This window comes from Streptomyces sp. NPDC001381, from assembly GCF_042895685.1.
Taxonomy (GTDB): domain Bacteria; phylum Actinomycetota; class Actinomycetes; order Streptomycetales; family Streptomycetaceae; genus Streptomyces.
In genome coordinates, this window is the sequence record NZ_JBIAWO010000012.1 from 25842 (window position 1) to 49684 (window position 23843).

23 protein-coding genes and 1 pseudogene are annotated in these 23843 nt (G+C 72.1%); 12 read left to right on the plus strand and 12 right to left on the minus strand.

Annotation, left to right across the window (positions count from 1 at the left end):
- Nucleotides 1-136: 136 nt before the first annotated feature.
- The 3 genes from ACFY2L_RS34035 to ACFY2L_RS34045 are packed head-to-tail and all read left to right on the plus strand — an operon-like array spanning nucleotide 137 to nucleotide 2062.
- The gene (locus tag ACFY2L_RS34035) at nucleotides 137-1003 is read left to right on the plus strand and encodes an AraC family transcriptional regulator (RefSeq protein WP_390661947.1); all 867 of its coding nucleotides are present in this window, start codon (nucleotides 137-139) and stop codon (nucleotides 1001-1003) included.
- Between the two features lie 10 nt (nucleotides 1004-1013).
- Nucleotides 1014-1754, plus strand: coding sequence for an AzlC family ABC transporter permease (locus tag ACFY2L_RS34040; protein ID WP_390824268.1), 741 nt, complete (start codon nucleotides 1014-1016; stop codon nucleotides 1752-1754).
- Entirely contained in the window at nucleotides 1754-2062 is a 309-nt protein-coding gene (locus tag ACFY2L_RS34045) for an AzlD domain-containing protein (RefSeq protein WP_390824269.1), read from the plus strand. Before ACFY2L_RS34040 ends, ACFY2L_RS34045 begins: the two co-directional genes overlap by 1 nt.
- Nucleotides 2063-2094: 32 nt before the next feature.
- Here the strand turns inward: ACFY2L_RS34045 and ACFY2L_RS34050 are convergent, their stop codons facing one another.
- Nucleotides 2095-3039, minus strand: coding sequence for a hypothetical protein (locus ACFY2L_RS34050; protein ID WP_390661944.1), 945 nt, complete (start codon nucleotides 3037-3039; stop codon nucleotides 2095-2097).
- A gap of 79 nt (nucleotides 3040-3118) precedes the next feature.
- Here ACFY2L_RS34050 and ACFY2L_RS34055 point away from each other — a divergent pair, with 79 nt between their 5' ends.
- From ACFY2L_RS34055 to recX, 4 genes are all read left to right on the plus strand, one after another.
- Nucleotides 3119-3313 (plus strand): DUF3046 domain-containing protein, encoded by a 195-nt coding sequence (locus ACFY2L_RS34055; protein ID WP_390661943.1) that lies wholly within the window; start codon nucleotides 3119-3121, stop codon nucleotides 3311-3313.
- Between the two features lie 59 nt (nucleotides 3314-3372).
- The gene (locus ACFY2L_RS34060) at nucleotides 3373-4668 is read left to right on the plus strand and encodes an AI-2E family transporter (protein WP_390824270.1); all 1296 of its coding nucleotides are present in this window, start codon (nucleotides 3373-3375) and stop codon (nucleotides 4666-4668) included.
- A gap of 243 nt (nucleotides 4669-4911) precedes the next feature.
- A complete protein-coding gene (gene recA, locus ACFY2L_RS34065) occupies nucleotides 4912-6039 on the plus strand; it encodes a recombinase RecA (RefSeq protein WP_390661941.1) in 1128 nt (375 codons plus the stop codon).
- A 3-nt stretch (nucleotides 6040-6042) separates the two neighbouring features.
- Complete coding sequence (gene recX / locus ACFY2L_RS34070) at nucleotides 6043-6858, plus strand: recombination regulator RecX (RefSeq protein ID WP_390824271.1); 816 nt, start codon at nucleotides 6043-6045, stop codon at nucleotides 6856-6858.
- A 130-nt stretch (nucleotides 6859-6988) separates the two neighbouring features.
- Here recX and ACFY2L_RS34075 read toward each other — a convergent pair whose 3' ends face one another.
- The 7 genes from ACFY2L_RS34075 to ACFY2L_RS34105 form a co-directional block, all read right to left on the minus strand.
- Nucleotides 6989-7516, minus strand: coding sequence for a cysteine dioxygenase (locus tag ACFY2L_RS34075; RefSeq protein WP_390661939.1), 528 nt, complete (start codon nucleotides 7514-7516; stop codon nucleotides 6989-6991).
- Nucleotides 7517-7612: 96 nt separating this feature from the next.
- The gene (locus tag ACFY2L_RS34080; RefSeq protein ID WP_311605579.1) at nucleotides 7613-7699 is read right to left on the minus strand and encodes a putative leader peptide; all 87 of its coding nucleotides are present in this window, start codon (nucleotides 7697-7699) and stop codon (nucleotides 7613-7615) included.
- Nucleotides 7700-7823: 124 nt separating this feature from the next.
- A complete protein-coding gene (locus tag ACFY2L_RS34085; RefSeq protein ID WP_390661971.1) occupies nucleotides 7824-9425 on the minus strand; it encodes an FAD-dependent monooxygenase in 1602 nt (533 codons plus the stop codon).
- A gap of 176 nt (nucleotides 9426-9601) precedes the next feature.
- The gene (locus ACFY2L_RS34090; RefSeq protein WP_390824272.1) at nucleotides 9602-10510 is read right to left on the minus strand and encodes an amino acid ABC transporter permease; all 909 of its coding nucleotides are present in this window, start codon (nucleotides 10508-10510) and stop codon (nucleotides 9602-9604) included.
- Entirely contained in the window at nucleotides 10507-11172 is a 666-nt protein-coding gene (locus ACFY2L_RS34095) for an amino acid ABC transporter permease (protein WP_390824273.1), read from the minus strand. The genes ACFY2L_RS34090 and ACFY2L_RS34095 overlap by 4 nt, the downstream gene beginning before the upstream one ends.
- Before the next feature lie 111 nt (nucleotides 11173-11283).
- Nucleotides 11284-12144, minus strand: coding sequence for a glutamate ABC transporter substrate-binding protein (locus ACFY2L_RS34100; protein WP_390824274.1), 861 nt, complete (start codon nucleotides 12142-12144; stop codon nucleotides 11284-11286).
- 60 nt (nucleotides 12145-12204) lie between these two features.
- On the minus strand, nucleotides 12205-12981 hold the full coding sequence (locus tag ACFY2L_RS34105) for an amino acid ABC transporter ATP-binding protein (protein ID WP_390661935.1): 777 nt from the start codon (nucleotides 12979-12981) through the stop codon (nucleotides 12205-12207).
- Nucleotides 12982-13269: 288 nt separating this feature from the next.
- On the opposite strand from ACFY2L_RS34105, the gene ACFY2L_RS34110 reads away from it, so the two are divergent.
- Nucleotides 13270-13956 carry a response regulator transcription factor gene (locus ACFY2L_RS34110; protein WP_390661934.1) on the plus strand — a complete coding sequence of 229 codons (687 nt, stop codon included), beginning with the start codon at nucleotides 13270-13272 and terminating at the stop codon, nucleotides 13954-13956.
- A 9-nt stretch (nucleotides 13957-13965) separates the two neighbouring features.
- The gene (locus tag ACFY2L_RS34115) at nucleotides 13966-15378 is read left to right on the plus strand and encodes a sensor histidine kinase (protein WP_390661933.1); all 1413 of its coding nucleotides are present in this window, start codon (nucleotides 13966-13968) and stop codon (nucleotides 15376-15378) included.
- Here the strand turns inward: ACFY2L_RS34115 and ACFY2L_RS34120 are convergent.
- A complete protein-coding gene (locus ACFY2L_RS34120; protein WP_390661932.1) occupies nucleotides 15368-16366 on the minus strand; it encodes a TAXI family TRAP transporter solute-binding subunit in 999 nt (332 codons plus the stop codon). The genes ACFY2L_RS34115 and ACFY2L_RS34120 overlap by 11 nt on opposite strands.
- A 98-nt stretch (nucleotides 16367-16464) precedes the next feature.
- Between ACFY2L_RS34120 and ACFY2L_RS34125 the strand changes: the two genes are divergently transcribed.
- Nucleotides 16465-16881 carry a MazG nucleotide pyrophosphohydrolase domain-containing protein gene (locus ACFY2L_RS34125; RefSeq protein ID WP_390661931.1) on the plus strand — a complete coding sequence of 139 codons (417 nt, stop codon included), beginning with the start codon at nucleotides 16465-16467 and terminating at the stop codon, nucleotides 16879-16881.
- A gap of 127 nt (nucleotides 16882-17008) precedes the next feature.
- On the opposite strand, the gene ACFY2L_RS34130 is transcribed toward ACFY2L_RS34125, so the two are convergent.
- Together ACFY2L_RS34130 and ACFY2L_RS34135 are read right to left on the minus strand one after the other, a co-directional pair.
- Entirely contained in the window at nucleotides 17009-18232 is a 1224-nt protein-coding gene (locus tag ACFY2L_RS34130; protein ID WP_390824275.1) for a cation:proton antiporter, read from the minus strand.
- 4 nt (nucleotides 18233-18236) lie between these two features.
- Nucleotides 18237-18722, minus strand: coding sequence for a cation:proton antiporter regulatory subunit (locus ACFY2L_RS34135; RefSeq protein ID WP_390824276.1), 486 nt, complete (start codon nucleotides 18720-18722; stop codon nucleotides 18237-18239).
- 162 nt (nucleotides 18723-18884) lie between these two features.
- Here ACFY2L_RS34135 and ACFY2L_RS34140 point away from each other — a divergent pair.
- Together ACFY2L_RS34140 and ACFY2L_RS34145 are read left to right on the plus strand one after the other, a co-directional pair.
- Nucleotides 18885-19799, plus strand: a pseudogene (locus tag ACFY2L_RS34140) (sensor histidine kinase); the annotation flags it as partial.
- Nucleotides 19800-20056: 257 nt separating this feature from the next.
- Nucleotides 20057-20728 (plus strand): response regulator, encoded by a 672-nt coding sequence (locus ACFY2L_RS34145; RefSeq protein ID WP_390661928.1) that lies wholly within the window; start codon nucleotides 20057-20059, stop codon nucleotides 20726-20728.
- A 15-nt stretch (nucleotides 20729-20743) separates the two neighbouring features.
- On the opposite strand, the gene ACFY2L_RS34150 is transcribed toward ACFY2L_RS34145, so the two are convergent.
- Nucleotides 20744-23731 (minus strand): SpoIIE family protein phosphatase, encoded by a 2988-nt coding sequence (locus ACFY2L_RS34150; RefSeq protein WP_390824277.1) that lies wholly within the window; start codon nucleotides 23729-23731, stop codon nucleotides 20744-20746.
- Between the last annotated feature and the right edge of the window lie 112 nt (nucleotides 23732-23843).

The window sequence follows — 23843 nt, forward strand, 5'->3', positions numbered from 1 at the left end:
TCCATCCTGCACCCGGGGAGTGACAATGGCTGTGACCTGCGGGTATGTGCCCGGGGCCGTGGTGGCGGGTGGGCCGGGTCGTCGTGTCGGGCGTCCGCTCGGGTGCGGGTGGGCGCCCGGCGGGGGCGCGCGGAGAATGGGAGGTGTGGTGGGGACCGGGTCTGGTGAGCTGGCGCGGCACTGGCAGTACGCCGAGTTGCCGGGTGTGGACCTGTTGCGGGCCCGGTATGTGCGGAAGACGTTCGTGCGGCACACCCATGAGCACTTCGTGATCGCCGCCATCGCCGAAGGGGTGGAGGTCTTCCAGCACGGTGGTGGGGATCAGTACGCGGGCGCGGGTGCGCTGGCCCTGGTCAATCCGGACACGCCGCACACCGGGCGGGCGGGGGTGCCCGAGGGGTGGCGGTACGGGGCGGTGTACCCCTCGCCGGAGGTCGTGGCGGGGATCGCGGCGGAGACGACGGGGCTGCGCGGCACTGTGGGATTCGTCCGTCCGGTGCTCGACGATCCGTACGCCGTGGGGCTGGTGCACCAGGTGCTGCGGGCCGCGGACGAGGGCAACGCGCTGGCCGCCGACACCCTGCTGCGGGTGGCGGTGACACGGTTGCTCCGGTTGAACGGCGGAGCGCTGCCGCAGCGCCGGGTGCGAACGGCGGGGGCGCGGTTCGCGGTCCGCGCGCGGGACGTGCTGGAGGAGCGGATGGCCGAGCCGCCGACGCTGGAGCAGTTGGCCGCGGACCTCGGTACCGGTCCGTTCGCCCTGCTGAGGGCGTTCCGTGAGGTGTACGGGATGCCCCCGCACACCTGGCTGACGGACGCGCGCGTGCGGCGGGCGCGGCGGTTGCTGGACGCGGGGACGGCCCCCGCCGAGGCGGCCGTCGCGGTGGGGTTCACCGATCAGCCGCACCTCAACCGTCACTTCGCGCGGATCGTGGGCGTGCCCCCGGGCGCGTACCAGCGTGAGCGCAAGAACGTACAAGACGCGCGGGTGGAGCCGTTCTAGCGTCCGAAGGGTGCGACAAGAAGAACAGACAGCTGTGTCGGTGGTGGGGGCCGGGCCCGTCGGAAAGCCGGACTCGGCCGTGGTGCGGGACGCCCTCGGGGTCGGCGTCGCCGTGGGACTGTCCGGGTTCGCCTTCGGCGTGACCTCGGCGGGCAGCGGACTCACCGTGTGGCAGACCTGTGCGCTGAGTCTGCTGGTGTTCACCGGCGCCTCCCAGTTCGCCCTGGTCGGCGCGCTGGCGGCGGGCGGCAATCCGCTCACCGCGGCCGCGGGCGCCTTCTTCCTGGGGGTGCGCAACGCGTTCTACGGACTGCGGCTGTCGGAGGTGCTGGTGCTTCCGCGCGCGGTGCGTCCGCCGGCCGCGCAGTGGGTGATCGACGAGACGGCCGCCGTGTCGCTGGCCCAGAGCGGGCGGCGTGCGGCCCGGATCGGCTTCGCCGTCACCGGGGTGAGCCTGTACGTGTTGTGGAACCTCACCACCCTGCTGGGCGCGCTCGGGGCCGAGGCGATCGGGGACACGGACGCGTGGGGACTCGACGCGGCCGGGCCGGCGGTCTTCCTTGCCCTGCTCGCGCCCATGCTGAGGACCGGCACGGAGCGCGCCGTCGCCGGGCTCGCGGTGCTGCTGGGGCTCGGGCTGCTGCCCGTGGTGCCGGCCGGGGTGCCCGTGCTGGTGGCCGCGCTCGCCGCGCCGGCCGTTCTGTACGCCCAGGGACGGCGCAGGAGCGCACGGGACGAGGAGCGTGGGTGATGGGCGTCTGGATCGCGATACTCGCCACCGCCGTGGGGTGCTACGCCGTCAAGCTCGCCGGGTTGCTGGTGCCGGCGGGGGTTCTGGAGCGGCCTCTGGTCAGAAGGCTCGCCGCCCTGCTCCCCGTGGCCCTGCTGGCCGCTCTCACGGCTCAGCAGACCTTCGCCGACGGGCCTGCGCTCGTCCTCGACGCGCGGGCCGCGGGGCTCGCCGCGGCCGCCGTGGCGCTGGTGCTGCGGGCCCCCTTTCTGCTCGTGGTCGCGGCAGCCGTGGTGGTCACGGCGGGGGTGCGCGCCCTGGGCGGGTGAGGGAGCCCCGGGTCAGGCGCCGCTGTCCGTGCTCAGCCGATCGCGCGGCCGTGGGCCCTCAGGGTGCGCAGGGCCTCGATCGTCACCGCGGAGCGCGCCTCCAGGGCGGGCGCCGGTGCCCACTGGCGCCAGCGGACGGGCCAGCCGCCGTCCTCCCGCTGCTCGTCCGCGAGGAAGTCCAGGGAGCGGGCCATCTCGTCGTCCGTGAACCACGCGCGCGCGAGGGACTGCGGAGTGCGCGCGTAGTCGTGCGGGAAGTGGTGCTCGCCCGGGGCGTAGCCGGGGGCCACCGGGTAGGCGTCCAGGCGGTCCGGGTCCAGTACGGCGAGGCGCTGGGCGCGGACCAGGCGGCCCAGACGGTCGGCGGCCGCCTCCGCGCGCGGGCGGTCCGGGGCGGAGTCCAGAAAGGTGACGGCCGCCTCGATCTCGTACGGGTGCGAGTGTTCCAGGGAGTCCACCGCCTGCCAGCAGAAGTCCGTGGCCCGGAACAGCCAGGCGTGCCAGACGTCGTTGCGGTGCAGCAGGCCGACCACGGGGGCCGTGGCCAGCAGGTCGCTGGGCGGGTCGTCCACGATCGGGATGAAGGGGGCGGCGGGGTATCCGCGCTGGCCGGGATCCACCGCCGGCAGCGCGCCGTCGGCGGTGGAGACGGAGGTGAGGTAGCGGCACACCCGCTCCACCCGCTGCCCGCCGAGGCGGCCGATGGAGTCCAGGACGCGCAGGGCGTGCGCGGTGTGCAGCGGCTGGCTCACGGGGCCCCGCAGGTCGGGTTCCAGCGCGTGGCCGTACCCGCCGTCCTCGTTGCGGTAGGCGTCGAGCGCCGCCTCGACGGCGTCGGCGCCGCCGCGCAGGAAGTCGTGGGCGAACAGGCGCTGCTCCAGCACGCGCGCGGTGAGCCACACGAAGTGCTCGGCGCGGAAGAGCGGGGAGCGCGCCGAGGGCGTCGGGGGGAGTGGGGATGCTCCGGTTTCGGCCATGCGTCAGACCGTAGGGCGGAAAGCGGTCTCGCCAGGCGCTCATGGCGGGGGCCACCCCCGGGCGCGGGATACTGGAGTCATGCGGTTGACGGTCTTCTGGCAGCGGATGGACGAGCACTTCGGCGCGGGGTACGCCGAGACGTTCGCACGTGATCATGTGATGACGGAACTCGGCGGGCGCACCGTGCACGAGGCGCTGGCGGACGGCTGGGAGGCCAAGGACGTCTGGCGCGTGGTCTGCGCGGTGATGAACGTTCCGCACGAGCGGCGCTGATCCGGAGGGAAGATCACCCGGGGTCCCGCATTGTCGGTGGCGTAGGCGAGACTTGACCCGTGGCACCCACTGACGAGACCGGGCAGGCCGCCCGGCACGCATCCCCGTCCGGCACGACGCCGCCCGACCGGCCCCCGGCCGACGGTGCCGTCGCCTCGGGCGAGCGCATGCCGCGCTGGCTCCCGCGGGCGATGGTGCTCGCGCTCGCGCTCCTCGGTGTGTTCCAGCTGGGCACCTGGGCCTTCCACCAGCTCATCGGCCTGCTGCTCAACATACTCATCGCGTTCTTCCTCGCCCTCGCCGTGGAACCGGCGGTGAGCCGGATGGCCGCCCGCGGGATACGCCGGGGGCTCGCCACGTTCCTGGTCTTCTTCGGTCTGCTGATCGTGGTCGCCGGTTTCTTCACGCTGCTCGGCTCGATGCTCGCGGGGCAGATCATCAAGATGATCGAGGGCTTCCCGGAGTACCTCGACTCCGTGATCAACTGGGTCAACACCACGTTCCACACCGAGCTGCGGCGCGTGGACATCCAGGAGGGCCTGCTCCACTCGGACTGGCTGAAGAAGTACGCGCAGAACAGCGCCGCCGGCGTCCTCGACGTCTCCACACAGGTCCTCGGCGGTCTCTTCCAGCTGCTGACGATCGCCCTGTTCTCGTTCTACTTCGCCGCGGACGGACCGCGTCTGCGGCGTGGGCTGTGCTCCGTGCTGCCGCCCGCCAAGCAGGCCGAGGTGCTGCGCGCGTGGGAGATCGCCGTCGACAAGACCGGCGGCTACCTGTACTCACGCGGTCTGATGGCACTGATCTCGGGGGCCGCGCACTACGTACTCCTGGAGGCGCTGGGCATCCCGTACGCGCCCGTGCTCGCCGTGTGGGTGGGCGTGGTCTCGCAGTTCATCCCCACCATCGGCACCTATCTCGCGGGCGCCCTGCCCATGCTGATCGCCTTCACCGTCTCCCCGCTGTACGCGCTGTGGGTGCTGCTCTTCGTCGTGGTCTACCAGCAGTTCGAGAACTACGTGCTCCAGCCCAAGCTGACCTCCAAGACCGTCGACATCCACCCCGCGGTCGCCTTCGGCTCGGTCATCGCCGGCACCGCCCTCCTCGGTGCCGTCGGCGCCCTGATCTCCATCCCGGCCGTCGCCACCCTCCAGGCGTTCCTGGGCGCGTACGTGAAGCGGTACGCCGTCACCGACGACCCCCGCGTCCACGGCCACCACCGCCGGGGCGAGGGCCCGCGGCTGCTCCGGCGCGCGCGGGGTCTGTGGGCGAGTGCGCGGCAGCGGCGGGGGACCGGGCGGAGGGACGACGCGGAGAACGGCTCGGGGGACAGGCCGGGCAACGGCTCGGACTGAGGCGCTCGCGGCGGCGGCCGCCCTCGGAGGACGGATGCCGGTACGGGTGCCGCTTGACACGAAAATCGAACATCCATTCTTATGGGGGATCCGGCAAGGCCCGCGACGGGAATTATGTCCCGGTTCGGGTAGGTAAGTACCCGAGTTATCCACAGGCCGGACCGGCGTCGGGGCGCATTGTCAGTGGCAGGCGTTAGCGTCTTTGACGTGAAGCGATCGACTCAAGCAAACCGGGTGGAACCCATGGCAGGAACCGACCGCGAGAAGGCCCTGGATGCCGCTCTCGCACAGATTGAACGGCAGTTCGGCAAGGGCGCGGTCATGCGCATGGGCGAGCGGTCGAAGGAGCCCATCGAGGTCATCCCGACCGGGTCGACCGCGCTCGACGTGGCCCTCGGCGTCGGCGGTCTGCCGCGCGGCCGTGTCGTGGAGATCTACGGACCGGAATCCTCCGGTAAGACCACACTGACCCTGCACGCCGTGGCCAACGCGCAGAAGGCCGGCGGCCAGGTCGCCTTCGTGGACGCGGAACACGCCCTCGACCCCGAGTACGCGCGCAAGCTCGGCGTCGACATCGACAACCTCATCCTCTCCCAGCCCGACAACGGCGAGCAGGCCCTGGAGATCGTGGACATGCTGGTCCGCTCCGGTGCCCTCGACCTGATCGTCATCGACTCCGTCGCCGCGCTCGTCCCGCGCGCGGAGATCGAGGGCGAGATGGGTGACAGCCACGTCGGTCTGCAGGCCCGTCTGATGAGCCAGGCGCTGCGGAAGATCACCAGCGCGCTCAACCAGTCCAAGACCACCGCGATCTTCATCAACCAGCTCCGCGAGAAGATCGGCGTGATGTTCGGCTCCCCGGAGACCACGACCGGTGGCCGCGCGCTGAAGTTCTACGCCTCGGTGCGCATCGACATCCGCCGCATCGAGACCCTGAAGGACGGCACCGAGGCGGTCGGCAACCGCACCCGCTGCAAGGTCGTCAAGAACAAGGTCGCGCCGCCCTTCAAGCAGGCCGAGTTCGACATCCTCTACGGCCAGGGCATCAGCCGCGAGGGCGGCCTGATCGACATGGGCGTGGAGCACGGCTTCGTCCGCAAGGCCGGCGCCTGGTACACCTACGAGGGCGACCAGCTCGGCCAGGGCAAGGAGAACGCCCGCAACTTCCTGAAGGACAACCCCGATCTCGCCAACGAGATCGAGAAGAAGATCAAGGAGAAGCTCGGCGTCGGCGTGCGCCCCGAGGAGCCCGCGGCGGAGCCGGGCACGGACGCCGCGGCAGCCCCGGGCGCGCCCGCGGACGACGCCAAGACGGTTCCGGCTCCCGCCGCCAAGACCGCCAAGACCAAGGCCGCGACCGCCAAGAGCTGATCCGTGACACGACGAACGGACTGGGCCGAGTACGACGCCCGTCCCGGCGCCCCCTGGGAGCCGGGGGGCGGGGGCCACGACGGCCCCGCCCGGGGCGACGACCGGCTGGACGGCGGCCCGGGCGATGGTGACGGCGGCCGGTACGGCGGTGACGGCGCGGGCGGTGACGGCCCGCACCGTGGCGGCCGGGCGGCCGGACGTGGCGGCGAGGGCGGTCCGCGCGGCGGGCGCGGACGTCGTCGCCGCGGCTTCGGGGAACCGTCCGCCGAGGACGGAGGCGCCTTCTCCTCGTCGAGGGCCGAGAAGGGGGAGCCTTCGGGAGACCCGGCTGAGCGGGCGCGGGCGATCTGCCTGCGCCTGCTCACCGGGACCCCGCGCACGCGGAAGCAGCTGGCCGACGCCCTGCGCAAGCGGGAGATCCCGGACGACGTGGCCGAGGAGGTGCTCTCGCGGTTCGAGGAGGTCGGGCTGATCAACGACAGCGCCTTCGCGGACGCCTGGGTGGAGTCCCGGCACCACGGCCGAGGGCTGGCCCGGCGCGCGCTCGCGCAGGAGCTGCGGACCAAGGGGGTCGACTCAACGCTGATCGACGAGGCCGTCTCCCAGCTCGACTCCGAGCGGGAGGAGGAGACCGCACGCGACCTCGTCGCCCGCAAGCTGCGCTCGACCCGTGGTCTGGAGCGCGACAAGCGGCTCCGCCGCCTTGCGGGCATGCTGGCGCGCAAGGGCTACTCGGAGGGCATGGCCCTGCGGGTGGTCCGGCAGGCGCTGGAGGATGAGGGCGAGGACACCGAGTTCTTGACGGAGGACGGGGTCTGAGCCCTGCGCAGACGCATGAGCCACCCCGTCAGCCCGCTGATCACCGCGCTCCGGACCGGCTCCGGAGCGGCGCTCTCCCCCTACCGAGGACGCTGCGGCTGCTCCTGGGTGCCGAGGACCCCGGTGCCGCTCACTGCCAGTCCTCGGGGCGCTCGACCTGCTCCAGACGGAGGATCTGTCCCGTACGGCTGAAGCGGCGGATGCGCGGCAGCGGCGGGTAGTAGGCGTGGACGGAGACGGCGTGCTCCTCGGTGGACTCGTTGAGGACCTCGTGGACGTGGTGGCGTCCGAACGCGCGGCCCCGGCCGGCCGGCAGGGTGCGCTCCCGGTCCACGCCGTCCGTCAGCTCCAGGGTCTTCCAGCCGTCGGTGGGCAGCCGCACGGCCAGCGAGTACTCCTTGAGCTCACCCTGTGCGGTGGTGAAGGCCCCCACCGAGTCCGCGTGGTCGTGCCAGCCGGTGCCCGTTCCGGGCGGCCAGCCGATCAGCCAGGCCTCGCTTCCGCCCGGCCCCTCCAGGCGCACCCAGGTGCGGCCCTCGGGGTCGAGGGGGAGGGAGGCGATCAGCCGGGCGTCGGCGGCCGTGCGCCGGACGAAGTCGAGGAGGTCGGCCTGGGTGGGCGCGGCCACGGCCGGGGACACGGAGGGGGAGACAGACACGGGTACCGTCCTGAGAACGTTCGCGGGAGCGCGCGGCGGCGCACGAGCGCACAGACGCATCGGCGGCGCACGCCGGTGGAAGAGGGGGATGCGAGTTCAGCAGGACGGACGACACACGCAGCCCGCATAGCGGACGAGGTCCATATGGACCCTCCGCCACAGGCGCACATCGGTGTCGGTCACGACCGGGAGTAGACCACGCCGGTGGTGACCGGTCAACCGAACGTCACCATGCGGACAGCACGGTGACGATGAGTACGCTCCTCCGGTTGTCGTACCGAAAAGCGCGGGGTGGCGAGGGTCCCGCTCACTGCGCCGCCGAGCCTGCCGTCGCCTCCTCCGACGCCTTGCCGCCGACCGCCGCCTCCGCCGCCGCGTACAGGTCGGCCGGGCGCACCCCGTTCAACGCGGTGACCAGGTGCCCGTCGGGCCGCACCAGCAGCACGGTGTGGGCGGCCGCGCCCGGGTAGCTCTCGGCCACCAGCAGCTCGGCCGGGCTCGGCAGGGCCGTCACGGCGGCGGCCAGCCGGGGCATGATCCCGGCGCTCACCCAGTGCCGGCGCTCCCACACACCCGTACCCGGCGCGATCAGCACGACGAGCAGCGCGCCCCGGCCGAGCCGGTCCCGCAGCCGTACGAAGGAGCCGTCCTCGGCGGTCACCCGCACGTCCTCGACCGGCGCGCCCGCAGGGGTGCCCACGGGTACTTCGGCCTCCAGGAGCCGGGGCGCGAGCGGCGAGCCGGCATGGCCGCCCGGCGTGCCCAGCTGACCGCGCCCCAGATGCCCGTCGGTGAGCAGCACGTCGTGCCCGCGAGCCGTGCCGGGCACGTACGACCTTATGCCGCCGCCCCCGCGCAGCAGCGGCAGCACCTGGTCGGCCGCGCGCAGCCGGGCGGCGACGACCGCGCGGCGCTCGGCCTGGTAGCTGTCCAGCAGCGCCTCGTGCGGACCGTGATGCCAGGTCAGAGCCAGTTTCCAGGCGAGGTTGTCGGCGTCGCGCAGCCCCTCGTCGACCCCCTGCGTGCCGAGGGTGCCGAGCAGGTGCGCGGCGTCACCGGCGAGGAGGACCCGGCCCACGCGCCAGCGGCGGGCGAGCCGGTGGTGCACGGTGTGCACGCCGGTGTCGAGCAGTTCGTACTCCGGTGTCGGGCCGTCGCTCCAGCCCGTCAGGGTCTCGCGGACGCGGGTCAGCAGCAGCTCGGGGGTGACGAGGTCCTTGCCGGGCGGGAGCAGCCAGTCCAGGCGCCAGACGCCGTCCGGCAGCGGACGGGCGGTGACCTCCCCGGCGGAGGGACCGGTCATCCGCCACGGCGGTGACCGGTGGAGCAACGCCTCGCCGTCCCACGGAAGGTCCGCGCGCAGCGCGGCCACGGCGTGTCGCTCCACCGCCGTACGGCCGGGGAAGCGGATGTCGAGGAGTTTGCGGACCGTGGAGCGGGGGCCGTCGCAGCCGATCAGATGGCTGCCGCGCCACCAGGTGCCCTGAGGGCCGCGGGTGTGGGCCGTGACAGCGGAAGGTTCCTGCTCGATCGTGTCCAGGCGGCTGTCCACGGCGAGTTCCACGAGCCGCTCGCCGGCGAGGGCGGCGCGCAGGGCGCCGGTCAGCACATGCTGGGCGATGTGCAGCGGGGCCGGTTCGCCGTCCCCGAACGTGACCTCCCGCGTCACCTGCCGACGGCGCATCGCCCGCCATCCGGTCCAGCGCAAGCCCGCCTCGTCCAGGGAGATCCCGGTGAGCCGCTCCATGAGGGCGGCGGTGTCCTCGCGCAGCACGACGGTGCGCGCGAGCCGTGGCTCGTCCTGGCCCGGTCCCTCGTCGAGGACGACGGACGGCACCTCCTGGCGGGCCAGAGCCAGGGCGAGGGTGAGCCCCACCGGCCCTGCTCCGACGATGATCACCGGGTCCACGGCGTGGCGCTCCCTGCCTTCGACGGTGTCCTCGGGGACGTGAGTGAACAACAGGTTGGAGCAGGGTGCACGATCACAGAACGTATGCAACCCATTGTCGTTGTTTGCGTCAAGCGACGAAAGGCAGTGGCGCGCACGCCACTGCCTTTGTCCCGGTCACGCCAGTTGAGGGTGGGTCAGATGGTGCCGCCCGCGCCGGTGCCGTAGGAGCCGCCGACCTCGGCCGCGTTGAGTTCGTCCACGTCCTCGACGCCGAGCACCGCGCCGGTGCCGCGCTTGCTGCGCCGCAGGCGGCGCTCCAGCCAGCTCGCGAAGCTGGTCAGCAGGAAGTTCAGCAGGACGAACATGGCCGCGACCACGATGAAGCTGGGGATCGGGTTGGCGTAGAACGCCGCGAGCGTGCCACGCGAGTTGAGCAGCTCGGTGAACCCGATCATCACACCGCCGAGCGCCGTGTCCTTCACGATGACCACCAGCTGGCTGACGATCGCCGGGAGCATGGCGGTGACCGCCTGCGGCAGCAGGATGCTGCTCATCGTCTGACCCTTGCGCAGACCGATGGCGTACGCCGCCTCCGTCTGGCCCTTGGGGAGGGACAGGATGCCCGCCCGGACGATCTCGGCGAGGACGGCCGCGTTGTAGAGCACGAGACCGGTGACGACCGCGTAGAGGGGCCGGTCCTCGCTGGTGACGTCCGTGGAGCGGGCATAGAACTCGTTGGCGAACAGCATCAGCAGCAGCACCGGGATGGCCCGGAAGAACTCCACCACCGTGCCGGACACGGCGCGTACCCACCGGTGCTCGGACAGCCGGGCGATGCCGAAGACGGCGCCGAGCGGAAGGGCGATCACCATGGAGAGCGACGCGGCCTTCAGGGTGTCGGCGAGGCCGGGGAGCAGGTAGGTCGTCCACGCCTGCGACTCGGTGAACGGCTTCCACTGCGCGGACGTGAGGAGGTCCTTCGCCTCCATCTTCTGCCACACCCACCACAGGAGCAGGACGAGAAGGACGCAGAAGAGCACCGAGAAGAGGACGTTGCGCCGTCTGGCGCGGGGGCCGGGCGTGTCGTAGAGGACCGAGCTCATCGCTTCACCGCCAGTCGCTTGCCCAGCCAGCCCAGGATGAGGCCGGTCGGCAGGGTCAGTACCACGAACCCGAACGCGAAGACCGCGCCGATGGCCAGCGTCTGCGCTTCGTTCTCGATCATCGTCTTCATCAGGTAGGCGGCCTCGGCGACGCCGATGGCGGCCGCCACCGTGGTGTTCTTGGTGAGCGCGATCAGGACGTTGGCCAGCGGGCCGATGACCGCGCGGAAGGCCTGCGGCAGGACGACGAGCCGCAGGGTCTGGCTGAAGTTCAGCCCGATGGCCCGGGCTGCCTCCGCCTGTCCGAGCGGCACCGTGTTGATGCCGGAGCGCAGCGCCTCACAGACGAAGGCGGCGGTGTAGGCGACCAGACCGAGCACGGCCAGCCGGAAGCCCTGGATCTTGAAGTCCTCGGAGCCCATGGTGACACCGAAGACGTCGGCCAGGCCGAGCGAGCAGAAGAGGATGATGACCGTCAGGGGGATGTTCCGGACGATGTTGACGTAGGCGGTGCCGAACCCGCGCATCAGCGGGACCGGGCTGACCCGCATGGCGGCCAGCAGGGTGCCCCAGATCAGGGAGCCCACGGCGGAGAGGGCGGCGAGTTTCACCGTCATCCAGAACGCCCCGAGGACGTCGTAACCTTCAAGAAAGTCGAACACGATCTCCCGCGCTTCCGGGTGGGTGGCGTATGTGGAGGGCGGGGCGCGCCGCCGCCGTGATCGCGACGGACGGCGGCGTGCCGCAGGAAACCCCGCTGGGCTGGACGGTGCTTACGAGGCGTTCGGGACGATGACGCCGATCTTCGGAGCGGGCTCGTTCTTGTAGTCCGCCGGGCCGAAGTTGGCGTCGACCGCCTTCTGCCACGAGCCGTCGCTGACCATCTGCTCCAGCGCCTTGTTGATCTTGTCGAGGGTCGCGGTGTCGCCCTTCTTGACGCCGACGCCGTAGTTCTCGTTGCTGAGCTTGAGGCCCGCGAGCTTGAACTTGCCCTTGTACTGGTCCTGCGCGGCGAAGCCGGCGAGGATCGAGTCGTCCGTCGTCACGGCGTCCACGGCGCCGCTCTGCAGGCCGGCGATGCACTCCGAGTAGGTGCTGTACTCCCTCAGGTTCGCCTTGGGGGCGATCGACTTCTGGACGTTCTGTGCCGAGGTGGAACCGGTCACGGAGCACAGCTTCTTGCCGTTGAGGTCCGTGCCCTTGGAGATGTCCGAGTCCGACTTGACCAGCAGGTCCTGGTGGGCCAGCAGGTACGGGCCGGCGAAGTCCACCTTCTGCTTGCGCTCGTCGGTGATCGAGTAGGTGGCGGCGATGAACTTCACGTCGCCGCGGGCGAGGGCGTTCTCGCGGTCGGCGCTCTTGGTCTCGACGAACTCGATCTGGTCCGGCTCGTAGCCGAGCTGCTTGGCGACATAGGTGGCGACGTCCACGTCGAAGCCGGCGAAGGATCCGTCGGGCTTCTTCAGGCCGAGGCCGGGCTGGTCGTACTTGATGCCGATCTTGATCTTGCCGCCGCCGCTGCCACCGGTGGAGCTGCTGCCGCCCTCGTCCTTGTTGTCGCCGCCGCAGGCGGTGGCGGACAGCGTGAGCGCGAGTACGACGGCCGAGGCGGCGGTGACCTTGCGAAGCTTCATGTCGACTTCCTTAAGAGTGATGAAGGACTGAGGGCGGTGCGGATGCGCGTCGGAGAGGCGTCAGTGGTGCAGGATCTTCGACAGGAAGTCCTTGGCACGGTCGCTGCGCGGGTTGCTGAAGAACTGTTCCGGCGCAGCCTCTTCGACGATTCGTCCGTCCGCCATGAACACCACGCGGTTTGCAGCCGATCGTGCGAAGCCCATCTCATGGGTGACGACGATCATGGTCATGCCGTCCCGGGCGAGCTGCTGCATGACTTCCAGGACCTCGTTGATCATCTCGGGGTCGAGAGCCGACGTCGGCTCGTCGAAGAGCATGACCTTCGGGTTCATCGCCAGCGCCCGGGCGATGGCGACGCGCTGCTGCTGGCCGCCCGAAAGCTGGGCGGGGTACTTGTCGGCCTGGGTGCCCACGCCGACCCGGTCGAGGAGGGTGCGGGCCTTCTCCTCGGCCTGCTTCTTGTCGGCCCTGCGGACCTTGACCTGGCCCAGCATCACGTTCTCGAGCACTGTCTTGTGCGCGAACAGGTTGAACGACTGGAAGACCATGCCGACGTCGGCCCGCAGCCGCGCCAGCGCCTTGCCCTCCGCAGGCAGAGGCTTCCCGTCGATCGTGATGCTGCCCCCGTCGATCGTCTCCAAACGGTTGATGGTGCGGCACAGGGTCGACTTTCCGGACCCGGAGGGCCCGATGACCACGACGACCTCGCCGCGCGCGATCGTCAGATCGATGTCCTGGAGTACGTGCAACGCGCCGAAGTGCTTGTTGACATTCTTCAGGACGACGAGTTCGCCGGGCGGGGCCGCGTCTTCCTTGGCCACCGATACTTCGGTCATCGCTCTCAGGCTCCGTCCTCCTCGGTTTCGGAGGACAGTAGTGAGCGGCCCCGACCAGCGTCATTACATCTGAGGGGAATCTGAGCATCACGATCCGATAGCAATCGGACACGTGTCGTAGCACTTGTGACCTGCGTGCGTATCGGGCGGATAACGGAAGCCGCGCGCAACCGGAACCCACTTGACTGCGTCCTCGTCCATCAGCGTGACTGCCATGGTGCGCACGCGCGCGTGCCCGCATTTTGTATCCAAACAGACCAAACAGCCGATGAATCGGAGGGGGCCTGGATGAGACTGCTCCTCGTCGAGGACGACAACCATGTCGCCGCCGCGCTGTCCGCGGTCCTCAAGCGGCACGGTTTCGACGTCACGCACGCCCGCAATGGCGAGGAGGCGCTCCAGGCCCTGGTTCCCGAGGGCCCCGGCTTCGGGGTCGTCCTGCTCGACCTCGGCCTGCCCGACCAGGACGGCTACGAGGTCTGCGGCAAGATCCGCAAGCGCACCGCCACCCCGGTGATCATGGTGACGGCCCGCTCCGACGTACGCTCCCGCATCCACGGCCTCAACCTGGGAGCCGACGACTACGTGGTGAAGCCGTACGACACCGGAGAGCTGCTCGCCCGGATCCACGCCGTCAGCCGGCGCACCGTCCCCGAGGACGTGGCCGCGGGCGGCGAGGACGCGCTGCGGCTGGGCCCGGTGCAGATCGAGCTGCCCACCAGACGCGTCACGGTCGACGGCTCGGTCGTCCAGCTGACCCGCAAGGAGTTCGACCTGCTCGCGCTGCTCGCCCAGCGCCCCGGGGTCGTCTTCCGGCGCGAGCAGATCATCAGCGAGGTGTGGCGCACCAGTTGGGAGGGGACCGGGCGCACACTCGAGGTGCACGTCGCCTCCCTGCGGGCCAAACTCCGCATGCCCGCCCTCATCGAGACCGTCCGCGGCGTCGGGTACCGGCTCGTCGCCCCGAGTGCGTAGCGGGGACCGTTGCGCACCCGTCTCCTGCCGCTGCTCATCGTGCTGATGGCGGCCGTGCTGCTCGCCCTGGGGGTGCCGCTGGCCGTCAGCGTGGCCGGGGCGCAGCAGCAGAAGGTGGTTGTCGACCGGATCGACGACACCGCCCGCTTCGCGGCGCTCGCCCAGTTCGTCACCGCGCCGCTGGGGACGGACGACTCCGCGTCCGCGTCCACGGACGAGCGGCTCGCGACCCTGGAGCGCGAACTCGCCAGCTACTACGACGTCTACGGCATCAGTGCCGGCGTCTTCTACCCCACGGACACCCCGCTGGCTCATGCGCCGAAGGACTCCTACCTGCCGCAGACAGGTGAGGTGCGGGACGCTTTTGACGAGGCGCTGCTCAGCCGGCGCAGCCATGACCCGGAGCAGGTGTGGCCGTGGCAGCGCCGTCATCTCGTCGTGGCGTCACCGGTCATCCGGGACGGTGACGTGGTGGCCGTCGTCGTCACCGACTCGCCCACCGGGCCGATGCGGTCGCGGATCCTGCACGGCTGGCTGGTCATCGGCGCGGGCGAGATCGCCGCGATGCTGCTGGCCATCGGCGCCGCGCTGCGGCTGACCGGGTGGGTCCTCAAGCCCGTACGCGTCCTGGACGTCACCACCCACGCGATCGCGAGCGGCCGGCTGAAGTCCCGGGTCGCGGTCGCGAGCGGGCCGCCGGAACTCAGACGCCTGGGCCGGTCGTTCAACGAGATGGCGGACAACGTCGAGGACGTCCTGGAGCAGCAGCGCGCCTTCGTCGCCGACGCCTCGCACCAGTTGCGCAACCCGCTCGCGGCGCTGCTGCTGCGCATCGAACTGCTGGCGTACGAACTCCCCGAGGGCAACGAGGAGATCGCCTCCGTCCAGAACGAGGGCAGGCGCCTGGCCCAGGTCCTGGACGACCTGCTCGACCTCGCCCTGGCCGAGCACACCGAGGCCGACCTGAGGGTCACCGACGTCGGCGCGCTGACCGCCGAGCGCGTCGCCGCCTGGGCGCCCACGGCCGAGGCCAAGGGCGTCCGGCTGGTCGGCGACTGCCCGCCCACCACGGCCTGGGCCGACCCGGTCACGCTCTCCAGCGCCCTGGACGCGGTGATCGACAACGCGGTGAAGTTCACGCCGGAGGGCGAGAGCGTCGAGGTGACCGTCGCGGCCGACGGCCAGACCTCCACCGTCGTGGTCACGGACCACGGCCCCGGCCTCACCGACGAGGAACTCACGCGCGTGGGCGACCGCTTCTGGCGCAGCGGCCGCCATCAGAACATCAAGGGCTCCGGTCTGGGCCTGTCCATCTCCCGGGCCCTGCTCGCGGCCGGCGGCGGCACGATCTCGTACGACCACCACGAGCCGACCGGGCTGACGGTGACGGTGGCGGTGCCGAGGTCGAGGCCTACGGCTTGACCGAGCGGTAGTAGCGCCGGGCGCCGGTGTGCAGCGGGAGCGGGTCGGTGTAGATGGCCGTGCGCAGGTCCACCAGCTGGGCGGAGTGCACGTGGCCGCCGATGTCGTCCCGGCTCTTGATCACGGTCCGGGTCAGCCACTCGGTGAGCCGGGGGTCCATGTCCGTGCGGGTCATCAGCAGGTTGGACACCGCGATCGTCGGCACGGTGTCGCCGTTCTGGACGGTGGGATAGGCGGACTCGGGCATGTTGGTGGCCCGGTAGTAGCCGGTGGAGTCGTCCTGGTCGTGCATCTGGGCGACGAGGGCCGCGTCGATCGGCACGAACCGGAACGTGAAGGAGTTCGCCAGGTCCTCCAGACCGGCCGTCGGGACCCCGCCCGACCAGAAGAACGCGTCGATCTTCCCCTGCTTCAGCCGCTCGGGACCGGTGTCGATGCCCTGCGACACCGCCGTGATGTCCTTGGCCGGGTCCAGGCCCGCCGCCTTCAGCACCCGCTCGGCGATCAGCCGCACACCGGAGCGCGGCAGCCCCGTCGCCACCGTCTTCCCCCGCAGGTCCGTGATCGAGCGCACGTCCGAGTCCCGCGGCACCACGAGCTGGACGTAGTCGTCGTAGAGGCGGGCCACCCCGCGCAGCCGGGTCGTCGAACCGGCGTGCTGCTCCTCGTACGTCTGGACCGCGTCGGCCGCGGCGATGGTGAAGTCGGCCTGGCCGGTCGCCACGCGCGCGACGTTCTCCTGCGAGCCGTTGCTGGTCGTCAGCGTCACCTTCAGCCCCGGCATGTCCTTGGCGAGCTCCTTGCGCAGCAGGCTGCCGTACTCCTGGTAGACGCCGCGGGTCGTGCCCGTGCTGAAGGTGATCGACCCGCTCGGCGGCGCCTCGCCCAGCGGCAGCAGCCACCACAGCAGCAGCCCGAGGGCGACGACACCGGCCGCCGCGCCCTGCAGGGCCCGGCGCCTGCCGATACGGGGAAGGACCTTGGACATGCGGCGATCCTGCCAGGCCACGCGCGCCGATGGCCAGGGCGGGGCTCACAGGGCCGGTGGCCGACGGCGATGTCGGTGGGCGTCGTTACAGTCGGGGCATGAGCTCTTCCTCGCCCGCCGACCTGGTCCGTGAGTTCCACCGTGCCTTCGGGCTCGACGCGCGCAGTACGCCGACGGAGGTGTCGCCCGGCCTCGCCGCGCACCGTGGGGAGCTGCTCGCCGAGGAGGCGGCGGAGGTCGCCGAGGTGTCGGTGAGCGGGCCGCTGGACCGGCTCGCGCACGAGCTGGCGGACGTCGTCTACGTCGCGTACGGCACGGCCCTGGTGCACGGGATCGACCTCGACGCGGTGATCGCCGAGATCCACCGCTCCAACATGACCAAGCTGGGCCCCGACGGCCAGGTCGCCCGCCGGGCCGACGGCAAGGTGCTCAAGGGGGAGCACTACGCGGCGCCGGACGTGTCGGCGGTGCTGCGCCGCCAGGGCTGGACACCCGGGGGCGGCGCAGCGTCCTGAGGAGCACGGCGACGCCCCTCCGCGCCTGCGGTCACCGCGGTCGGGGCGGCGCCCCCTCCATGACTGCGGTCGCCGCGTGGTCCTTCCGGCGCCGCTGATCCCGGCGCGGTCGCCCGCCGGCTCTGTCTCAGTCGCGCACCGGCTCCTGAGCCGCCCGCGCCCCGGTCGGCTGCTCCGCCGTGTTCTCCCGGGGCGCCGTGCGGCGGGTCCAGCGCAGGGCCAGGGGTTCCGCGTAGCGCGCGGTGAGCGGGCCCAGGACCACCAGAAGCAGGACGTACGCCGTGGCCAGGGGGCCCAGGGACGGCTCGATCCCGGCGGTGACCGCGAGACCGGCGATGACGATCGAGAACTCGCCGCGGGCGACCAGCGCGCCGCCCGCGCGCCAGCGGCCCTTGACGGAGATGCCCGCGCGCCGGGCCGCCCAGTAACCGGTGGCGATCTTCGTCGCGGCGGTGACGACGGCCAGCGCCAGGGCGGGGAGCAGGACGGGAGGGATGCTCGCCGGGTCGGTGTGCAGCCCGAAGAAGACGAAGAAGATCGCCGCGAACAGGTCCCGCAGCGGGCTCAGCAACGTGTGCGCACCCTCCGCGGCCTCCCCCGACAGCGCGATGCCCACCAGGAACGCGCCGACCGCGGCCGACACCTGGAGCTGCTGCGCCACACCGGCGACGAGGATCGTCAGCCCCAGCACGACGAGCAGCAGCTTCTCCGGGTCGTCGCTCGACACGAACCGGGAGATGACCCGGCCGTGGCGCACCGCCGCGAACAGCACGAGCCCCGCGGCGCCCAGCGCGATCGCCAGGGTCAGGCTGCCGGCCGCCAGACCCGCGCCGGCCACCAGCGCGGTGATGATCGGCAGGTAGACGGCCATCGCCAGATCCTCCAGGACCAGGACGCTGAGGATGACCGGCGTCTCACGGTTGCCGACCCGGCCCAGGTCGCCGAGCACCTTGGCGATCACCCCGGACGAGGAGATCCAGGTGACCCCGGCGAGCACCACGGCCGCGACGGGTCCCCAGCCCAGGAGCAGCGCGGCGGCCGCGCCCGGCAGGGCGTTGAGGGCGCAGTCGACGAGACCGGCCGGGTAGTGGGCCTTGAGGTTGGAGACCAGATCGCTCGCCGTGTACTCCAGGCCGAGCATCAGCAGCAACAGGATGACGCCGATCTCGGCACCGGTGGCGATGAACTCCTCGCTCGCCCCGAGCGGCAGCAGCCCGCCCTCGCCGAAGGCCAGACCGGCCAGCAGATACAGCGGTATCGGGGAGAACCGGAAACGGGCGGCGAACCGGCCGAGCAGCCCGAGCGCCAGGATGACGGATCCGAACTCGATCAGCAGGACGGCGGAGTGCACGCGATCACTCCCGGCCGAGGATCGCCGCGGCCGCGTCCACGCCCTCACGGGTGCCGATCACGATGAGCGTGTCGCAGCCCGCCAGCCGGAAGTCCGGTGCCGGGGACGGGATCGCCTCGGCGCGCCGCAGCACCGCGACGATCGACGCGCCCGTCTCCGTGCGCATCCGGGTGTCGCCCAGCAGCCGTCCGTTCCAGCGCGAGGCGGCCGCGACCTCGATGCGTTCGGCGACCAGGCCCAGGCCCGTGGTGTACAGCAGGCTCGGACTGTGGTGGGAGGGTTTCAGCGCGTCGATCAGGGAACCGGCCTCCGCGCCGGTCAGCCGCAGGGACTGGGCGCAGGAGTCCGGGTCGTCGGCGCGGTACACGGCGACGGTTCGGGTGCCGTCGCGGTGCGCCACCACGGACAGATGCCGCTGCTCTCGTGTCACCAGGTCGTACTGGACTCCGATGCCTGGCAGCGGTGTCGTGCGGAGGCGTGGAGCAGACACGTTTCTTCCCCTTGCTGGTCGGGTGGCCGGAACGGCCATGCTGCCATCCGCCCGTACGGTGGCGACATGGGTGTTGTGACGGATGGACAGGCCCCGCGCGAGGCGGAGAGGCTGGTCACGGCGGTGCCGTGGGTGCGCGGCGGGAGAGGAGGGGGCGGGAGCGTGTCGCTGTTCTGGCGGATCTTCACCCTCAACGCGGTCGGCCTGACCGTGGCCACCGCACTGCTCCTGGGGCCGGTCACCGTCTCCACGCCGGTGCTGCCGGGCGAGGCGCTCGTCGTCCTGGGCGGCCTGGCCGTGCTGCTGGCCGTCAACGTCCTCGTGCTGCGGGTGGGACTGGCCCCGCTGGGGCGGCTCGGCCGGGCGATGGCCGACGCCGACCTGCTGCGGCCGGGGGCCCGCGCCGTGGTGTCGGGCCCGGTCGAGACGGCCGAGCTGATCACCACCTACAACGCCATGCTCGACCGGCTGGAGGCCGAGCGCGCCGCCAGCGCGGCCCGCGCGCTGTCCGCCCAGGAGCGTGAACGCCATCGCGTCGCGCGCGAACTCCACGACGAGGTCGGCCAGACCCTGACCGCGGTCCTCCTCCAGCTCAAGCGGGTCGCCGACCGGGCACCGGCGGACCTGCGCGCGGAACTGGGCCAGGCCCAGCAGGCCACCCGCGCCGGGCTCGACGAGATCCGGCGCATCGCGCGCCGTCTGCGCCCCGGCGTCCTCGACGAACTCGGCCTGCTCAGCGCGTTGCGTTCGCTCGCGGCCGAGTTCACCACCCACGGGCTGACGGTCCGTCACGACCTGCGCGCCGGGCTGCCCTCGCTGACCGAGGAGACGGAACTCGTGCTCTACCGCGTCGCCCAGGAAGCCCTCACCAACACCGCCCGGCACGCCGGCGCCGACCGCGCCGAACTCCGGCTGCGCCCGGTGGGCGACGGCGTCGAACTCCTCGTACGGGACAACGGCCGCGGACTCGGCCCGGCGGCCGCGGAGGGGGCCGGCATCCGGGGCATGCGGGAACGGGCGCTGCTGATCGGGGCGACCCTGACCGTGGAGGCGGGGGCCGGTCGTGGCGGGTCCGTGGGGTCGGGGACTGCTCGTGCCGGGTCCGTGGGGCCGGGGGCCGGTCGTGGCGGGTCCGGTGGGTCGGGGACTGCTCGTGCCGGGTCCGTGGGGTCGGGGGCCGGTCGTGGCGGAACCGTCGGGTCGGGGACCTTTCGTGCCGGAGCCGTCGGGGCCGGTACGGAGGTACGGCTGCGGGCGCCGGTGAGGCCGGTCGTCGGCACCGGTCTCGCCGGTACCGCGGGCAACGCCGTCGGCGGGCCCGTCGGAGCGGTGCGGTGACCGGGCGCGCGTCGCCGGTCCGCGTCCTCCTCGCCGACGACCACACGCTCGTGCGCCGGGGCGTGCGGCTGATCCTCGACGGCGAACCCGATCTGGAGGTCGTCGCCGAGGCCGGGGACGGCGCCGAGGCGGTCGAACGGGCCCGGGCCGGGGACATCGACCTGGCCGTGCTCGACGTGGCCATGCCCCGGATGACCGGACTGCAGGCGGCCCGCGAACTGTCCCGGCGGCAGAACGCGCCGCGCATCCTCGTCCTGACCATGTACGACAACGAGCAGTACTTCTTCGAGGCCCTCAAGGCGGGGGCGGGCGGTTACGTCCTGAAGTCCGTCGCCGACCGCGACCTCGTCGAGGCATGCCGGGCGGTGGTGCGCGACGAGCCGTTCATCTACCCGGGCGCCGAGCGGGCCCTCGTGCGCTCGTACCTGGAGCGGCTGCACCGCGGGGACGGTGTCGACGGGCTCCCGGAGCGGCCCATCACCGAGCGCGAGGAGGAGATCCTCAAGCTCGTCGCCGAGGGGCACACCTCACGGGAGATCGGCGCCCTGCTCTTCATCAGCGCCAAGACCGTCGAACGTCACCGCGCCAACCTCCTGCACAAGCTCGGCATGCGCGACCGCCTCGAACTCACCCGCTACGCGATCCGCGCGGGCCTCATCGACCCCTGAACGACGTCCCGGACCTCACAGGAGCGCGTCCCAGTCCTCGTCGAAGCCGGCCGCGGCCAGGAACATCGGCTCCGGCGCCTCGGCCGGCTGGTCCGGCCCCTCGTCCGGGCCGCGCAGCGGCTGTTCGGTCCAGATGCACTTGCCGTTCGGCGTGTACCGCGCGCCCCACCGGCCGGAGAGCGCCGTGATCAGCTGCAGGCCCCGGCCGCCCTCGTCGGTCTCCGTGGCGCGACGGATGCGGGGCATGGTCTGGCTGGCGTCGTAGACCTCGCAGATCAGCTCGGCGCCGTGCAGCAGGCGCAGCCGCACCGGGCCCCGGGCATGCCGGACGACATTGCCGACGAGCTCGCTGACCAGGAGTTCCGTGGTGGGGGCCAAATGGTCCAGGTCCCAGTGGGCGAGTTGCTCGCGGACGTGCCGGCGGGCCAGGCCGGCGGCTCTCGGGTCCTCGGGCAGCGGCCAGGAGGCCATCCGGTCCGCGGGCAGCGCGTGCAGCCGGGCGAGGAGGAACGCGGCGTCGTCGGCCTGCTGCTCGGTGGGCAGGAGACCGGCCGTCAGCGTGTCGCACAGCCGCTCGAGATCCACGGCCGGGCCGACGGTGCCGCCCGTGTGCGCCGCCTTCAGCAAGCGGGCCAGCTCCGCCATCCCCTCGTCGATGTCCCGCTTCGCCGACTCGACCAGACCGTCCGTGTACAGCACGAGCAGACTGCCGTCCGGGACCTCCAGCTCGACCGTCTCGAACGGCGGTTCCGCCGCGCCCAGGGGCGGGTCGGCGTCCGGTTCCGGGAAGTGCACGGTGCCGTCGGGACGCACCAGCGCGGGCGGCGGGTGTCCGGCGCGGACCAAAGAGCAGACCCGGGTGGTGGAGTCGTACAGCGCGTACAGACAGGTGGCGTACGACCCCTCGCCCATGCCGGCGACGATGTCGTTGAGGTGGCCCATGATCTCGCCGGGCGGCAGTTCCAGGTCGGCCAGGGTGTGGACGGCGGTGCGCAGCCGGCCCATGGTGGCCGCCTCGGGCAGTCCGTGGCCCATGACGTCGCCGACGACGAGCGCGACCTGCCCGCCGGACAGCGGGATGATGTCGTACCAGTCGCCGCCCACGTCCGCGCCCCGGCCGGCCGGCAGATAGCGGGCCGCGGCCGTGCACGCGGGAAGGTCCGGCAGCGCCTGGGGGAGCAGACTGCGCTGGAGTTCGCGGGACCGGGTGTACTCGGCGTCGTAGAGACGGGCCCGTTCCAGCGACTGCGCGACCAGGGCGCTGATCGTGGTCAGCAGGGCACGCTCCTCGGCGGTGAGCAGCCGCCGGCGGTCGAAGGCCACGACGCACACCCCGAAGGTGTGGCCCGAGGCCGTCAGTGGCAGGAACGCCCACGCCTGCTTGCGGGCACGTTCCGGCAGGCCGGTCAGCCAGGGCGAGTGCGAGGTCAGCTCCAGCGGCGAGGAGAAGAACAGGGGCGTGCCGGACTCGATCGCCTCCCAGGCCGGATCGCCGGGCAGTCGGCGGCGGCCCTCGATGAGTTCCAGGAAGTCGTCCGGGTAGCCGACGGCTCCGACATAGTGCAGCCGCTCGTCCTCGATCACCTGGACCAGGACCCCGGCGGCGGCGAACGGCGGCAGCACCCGCCGGGCGACCGCGTCCACCACGTCCTGCGAGGTGGTGGCCTTGGCGAGCTCAGCGGTCAGCTCGGCTATCCGCGCCGACCGCTCGGCCGCGGCGCGCTCGTCCGCCTGCCGCTCCTCCGCGAGCCGCCGTCTCTCGGTGACATCGGTGAAGTACAGCGTGTGCCCGTCCGGCCCCGGCACCAGCCGCATGTGGTAGCGGCAGCCGGAGTCGGGCAGCCGGACGTCGAAACCGGTGGGCTTCTCCTCGGCCGCGGCATCCCGGCAACGGCCCTCCAGGCCGGGCACCTGCCGGGCTGCGGACAGGTCCCAGAGCAGCCGCCCGAACAGCTCGTCCTCCGAGAGGCCCAGGAACCGTTCCGCCTCCAGGTTGGCGAAGGTGATCCGCCATGCGCCGTCCACCGCCAGGAAGCCGTCGCTCATGTGCCGCAGGGCCCGGCTGAGCGTGTCCCGCGCGGTCCGCGACTCGTCGCTCTCCCAGCCCACCCCGATCATCCGCACGGGCTCGCCGCGCTCGTCGTACGTGGCCCTGCCGCGCGCCTGCGTCCAGCCGTACGTGCCGTCCAGGCGCCGTACCCGGTACTCGGCCTCGTAGACGGAGTGGTCGAGGATCGCGCGCTGCGCCGCCGCCAGGGTGGGCGCCAGGTCGTCGGGGTGCACGATCCGCATCCAGTTGTCGATCCTGCCGGTGAAGTCGGCCGGCCGGGTGCCGTACAGCTCCAGCGCCGCCTCGTCCCAGATCAGCTCGCCGCTGCGGATGTCCCAGTCCCACGAGCCGACCCTGACCTCCTTCAGGGCCTGCCGCAGCCGCTCCCCGCTCAGCTCCGTCTGCGCGGGCCCGGCCGGGGGCGGCGCCTGGGCCATGCGGTCCTCGGTCCAGGCCACGACGGCCCGCAGGAACTCCCAGTGCCCGGGGGTCGGTTCGCCCCGCTCCCCAGCCAGTACGGTCAGCACGCCTATGCTGCGCCGCCCGCTGAACACCGGCAGCGCGGCGAGGCCGGTACCGGGCCAGATGGCCCCGGGCCCGGACCCGGGCACCGGTCCTGGCTCGTGCGCCGGTCCGGGGTCGCACGCGTGCGCCGGTTCCGCGGCGGGCGCCGGTCCGGTGGCGGGCCCGGGCACCCACACGCCGCTGCCCCGGTAGAGGGCGAGGGCCGGGGCCAGCGGTCCCTCCTGGTCGACGATCTCCCAGGAACGGGCGAGGGCGGGGGGCAGGCCGACGGCGGACACCAGTCGCAACGCGGACATCGGGCCGCGCAGGTGGATGGCAGCGCCGAGCGCGCCCAGCTCGCCCATCGCGTGCTGCAGCGCAAGCCGGAAGACCTCGCTCTCCGTGACACCGGGGGCCACTGTGTGGAGCAGAGCGAGCCGTGCGTTCATGTCAGGGAACCTATCGTTCCCGTTCTTCCGCGAAACCTGTTTCACACATTCTCACCGGCGGTTTCGTGCCAGTTTCACGCTTCAACCACCTTACAGAGCAAGGGAGTTGATC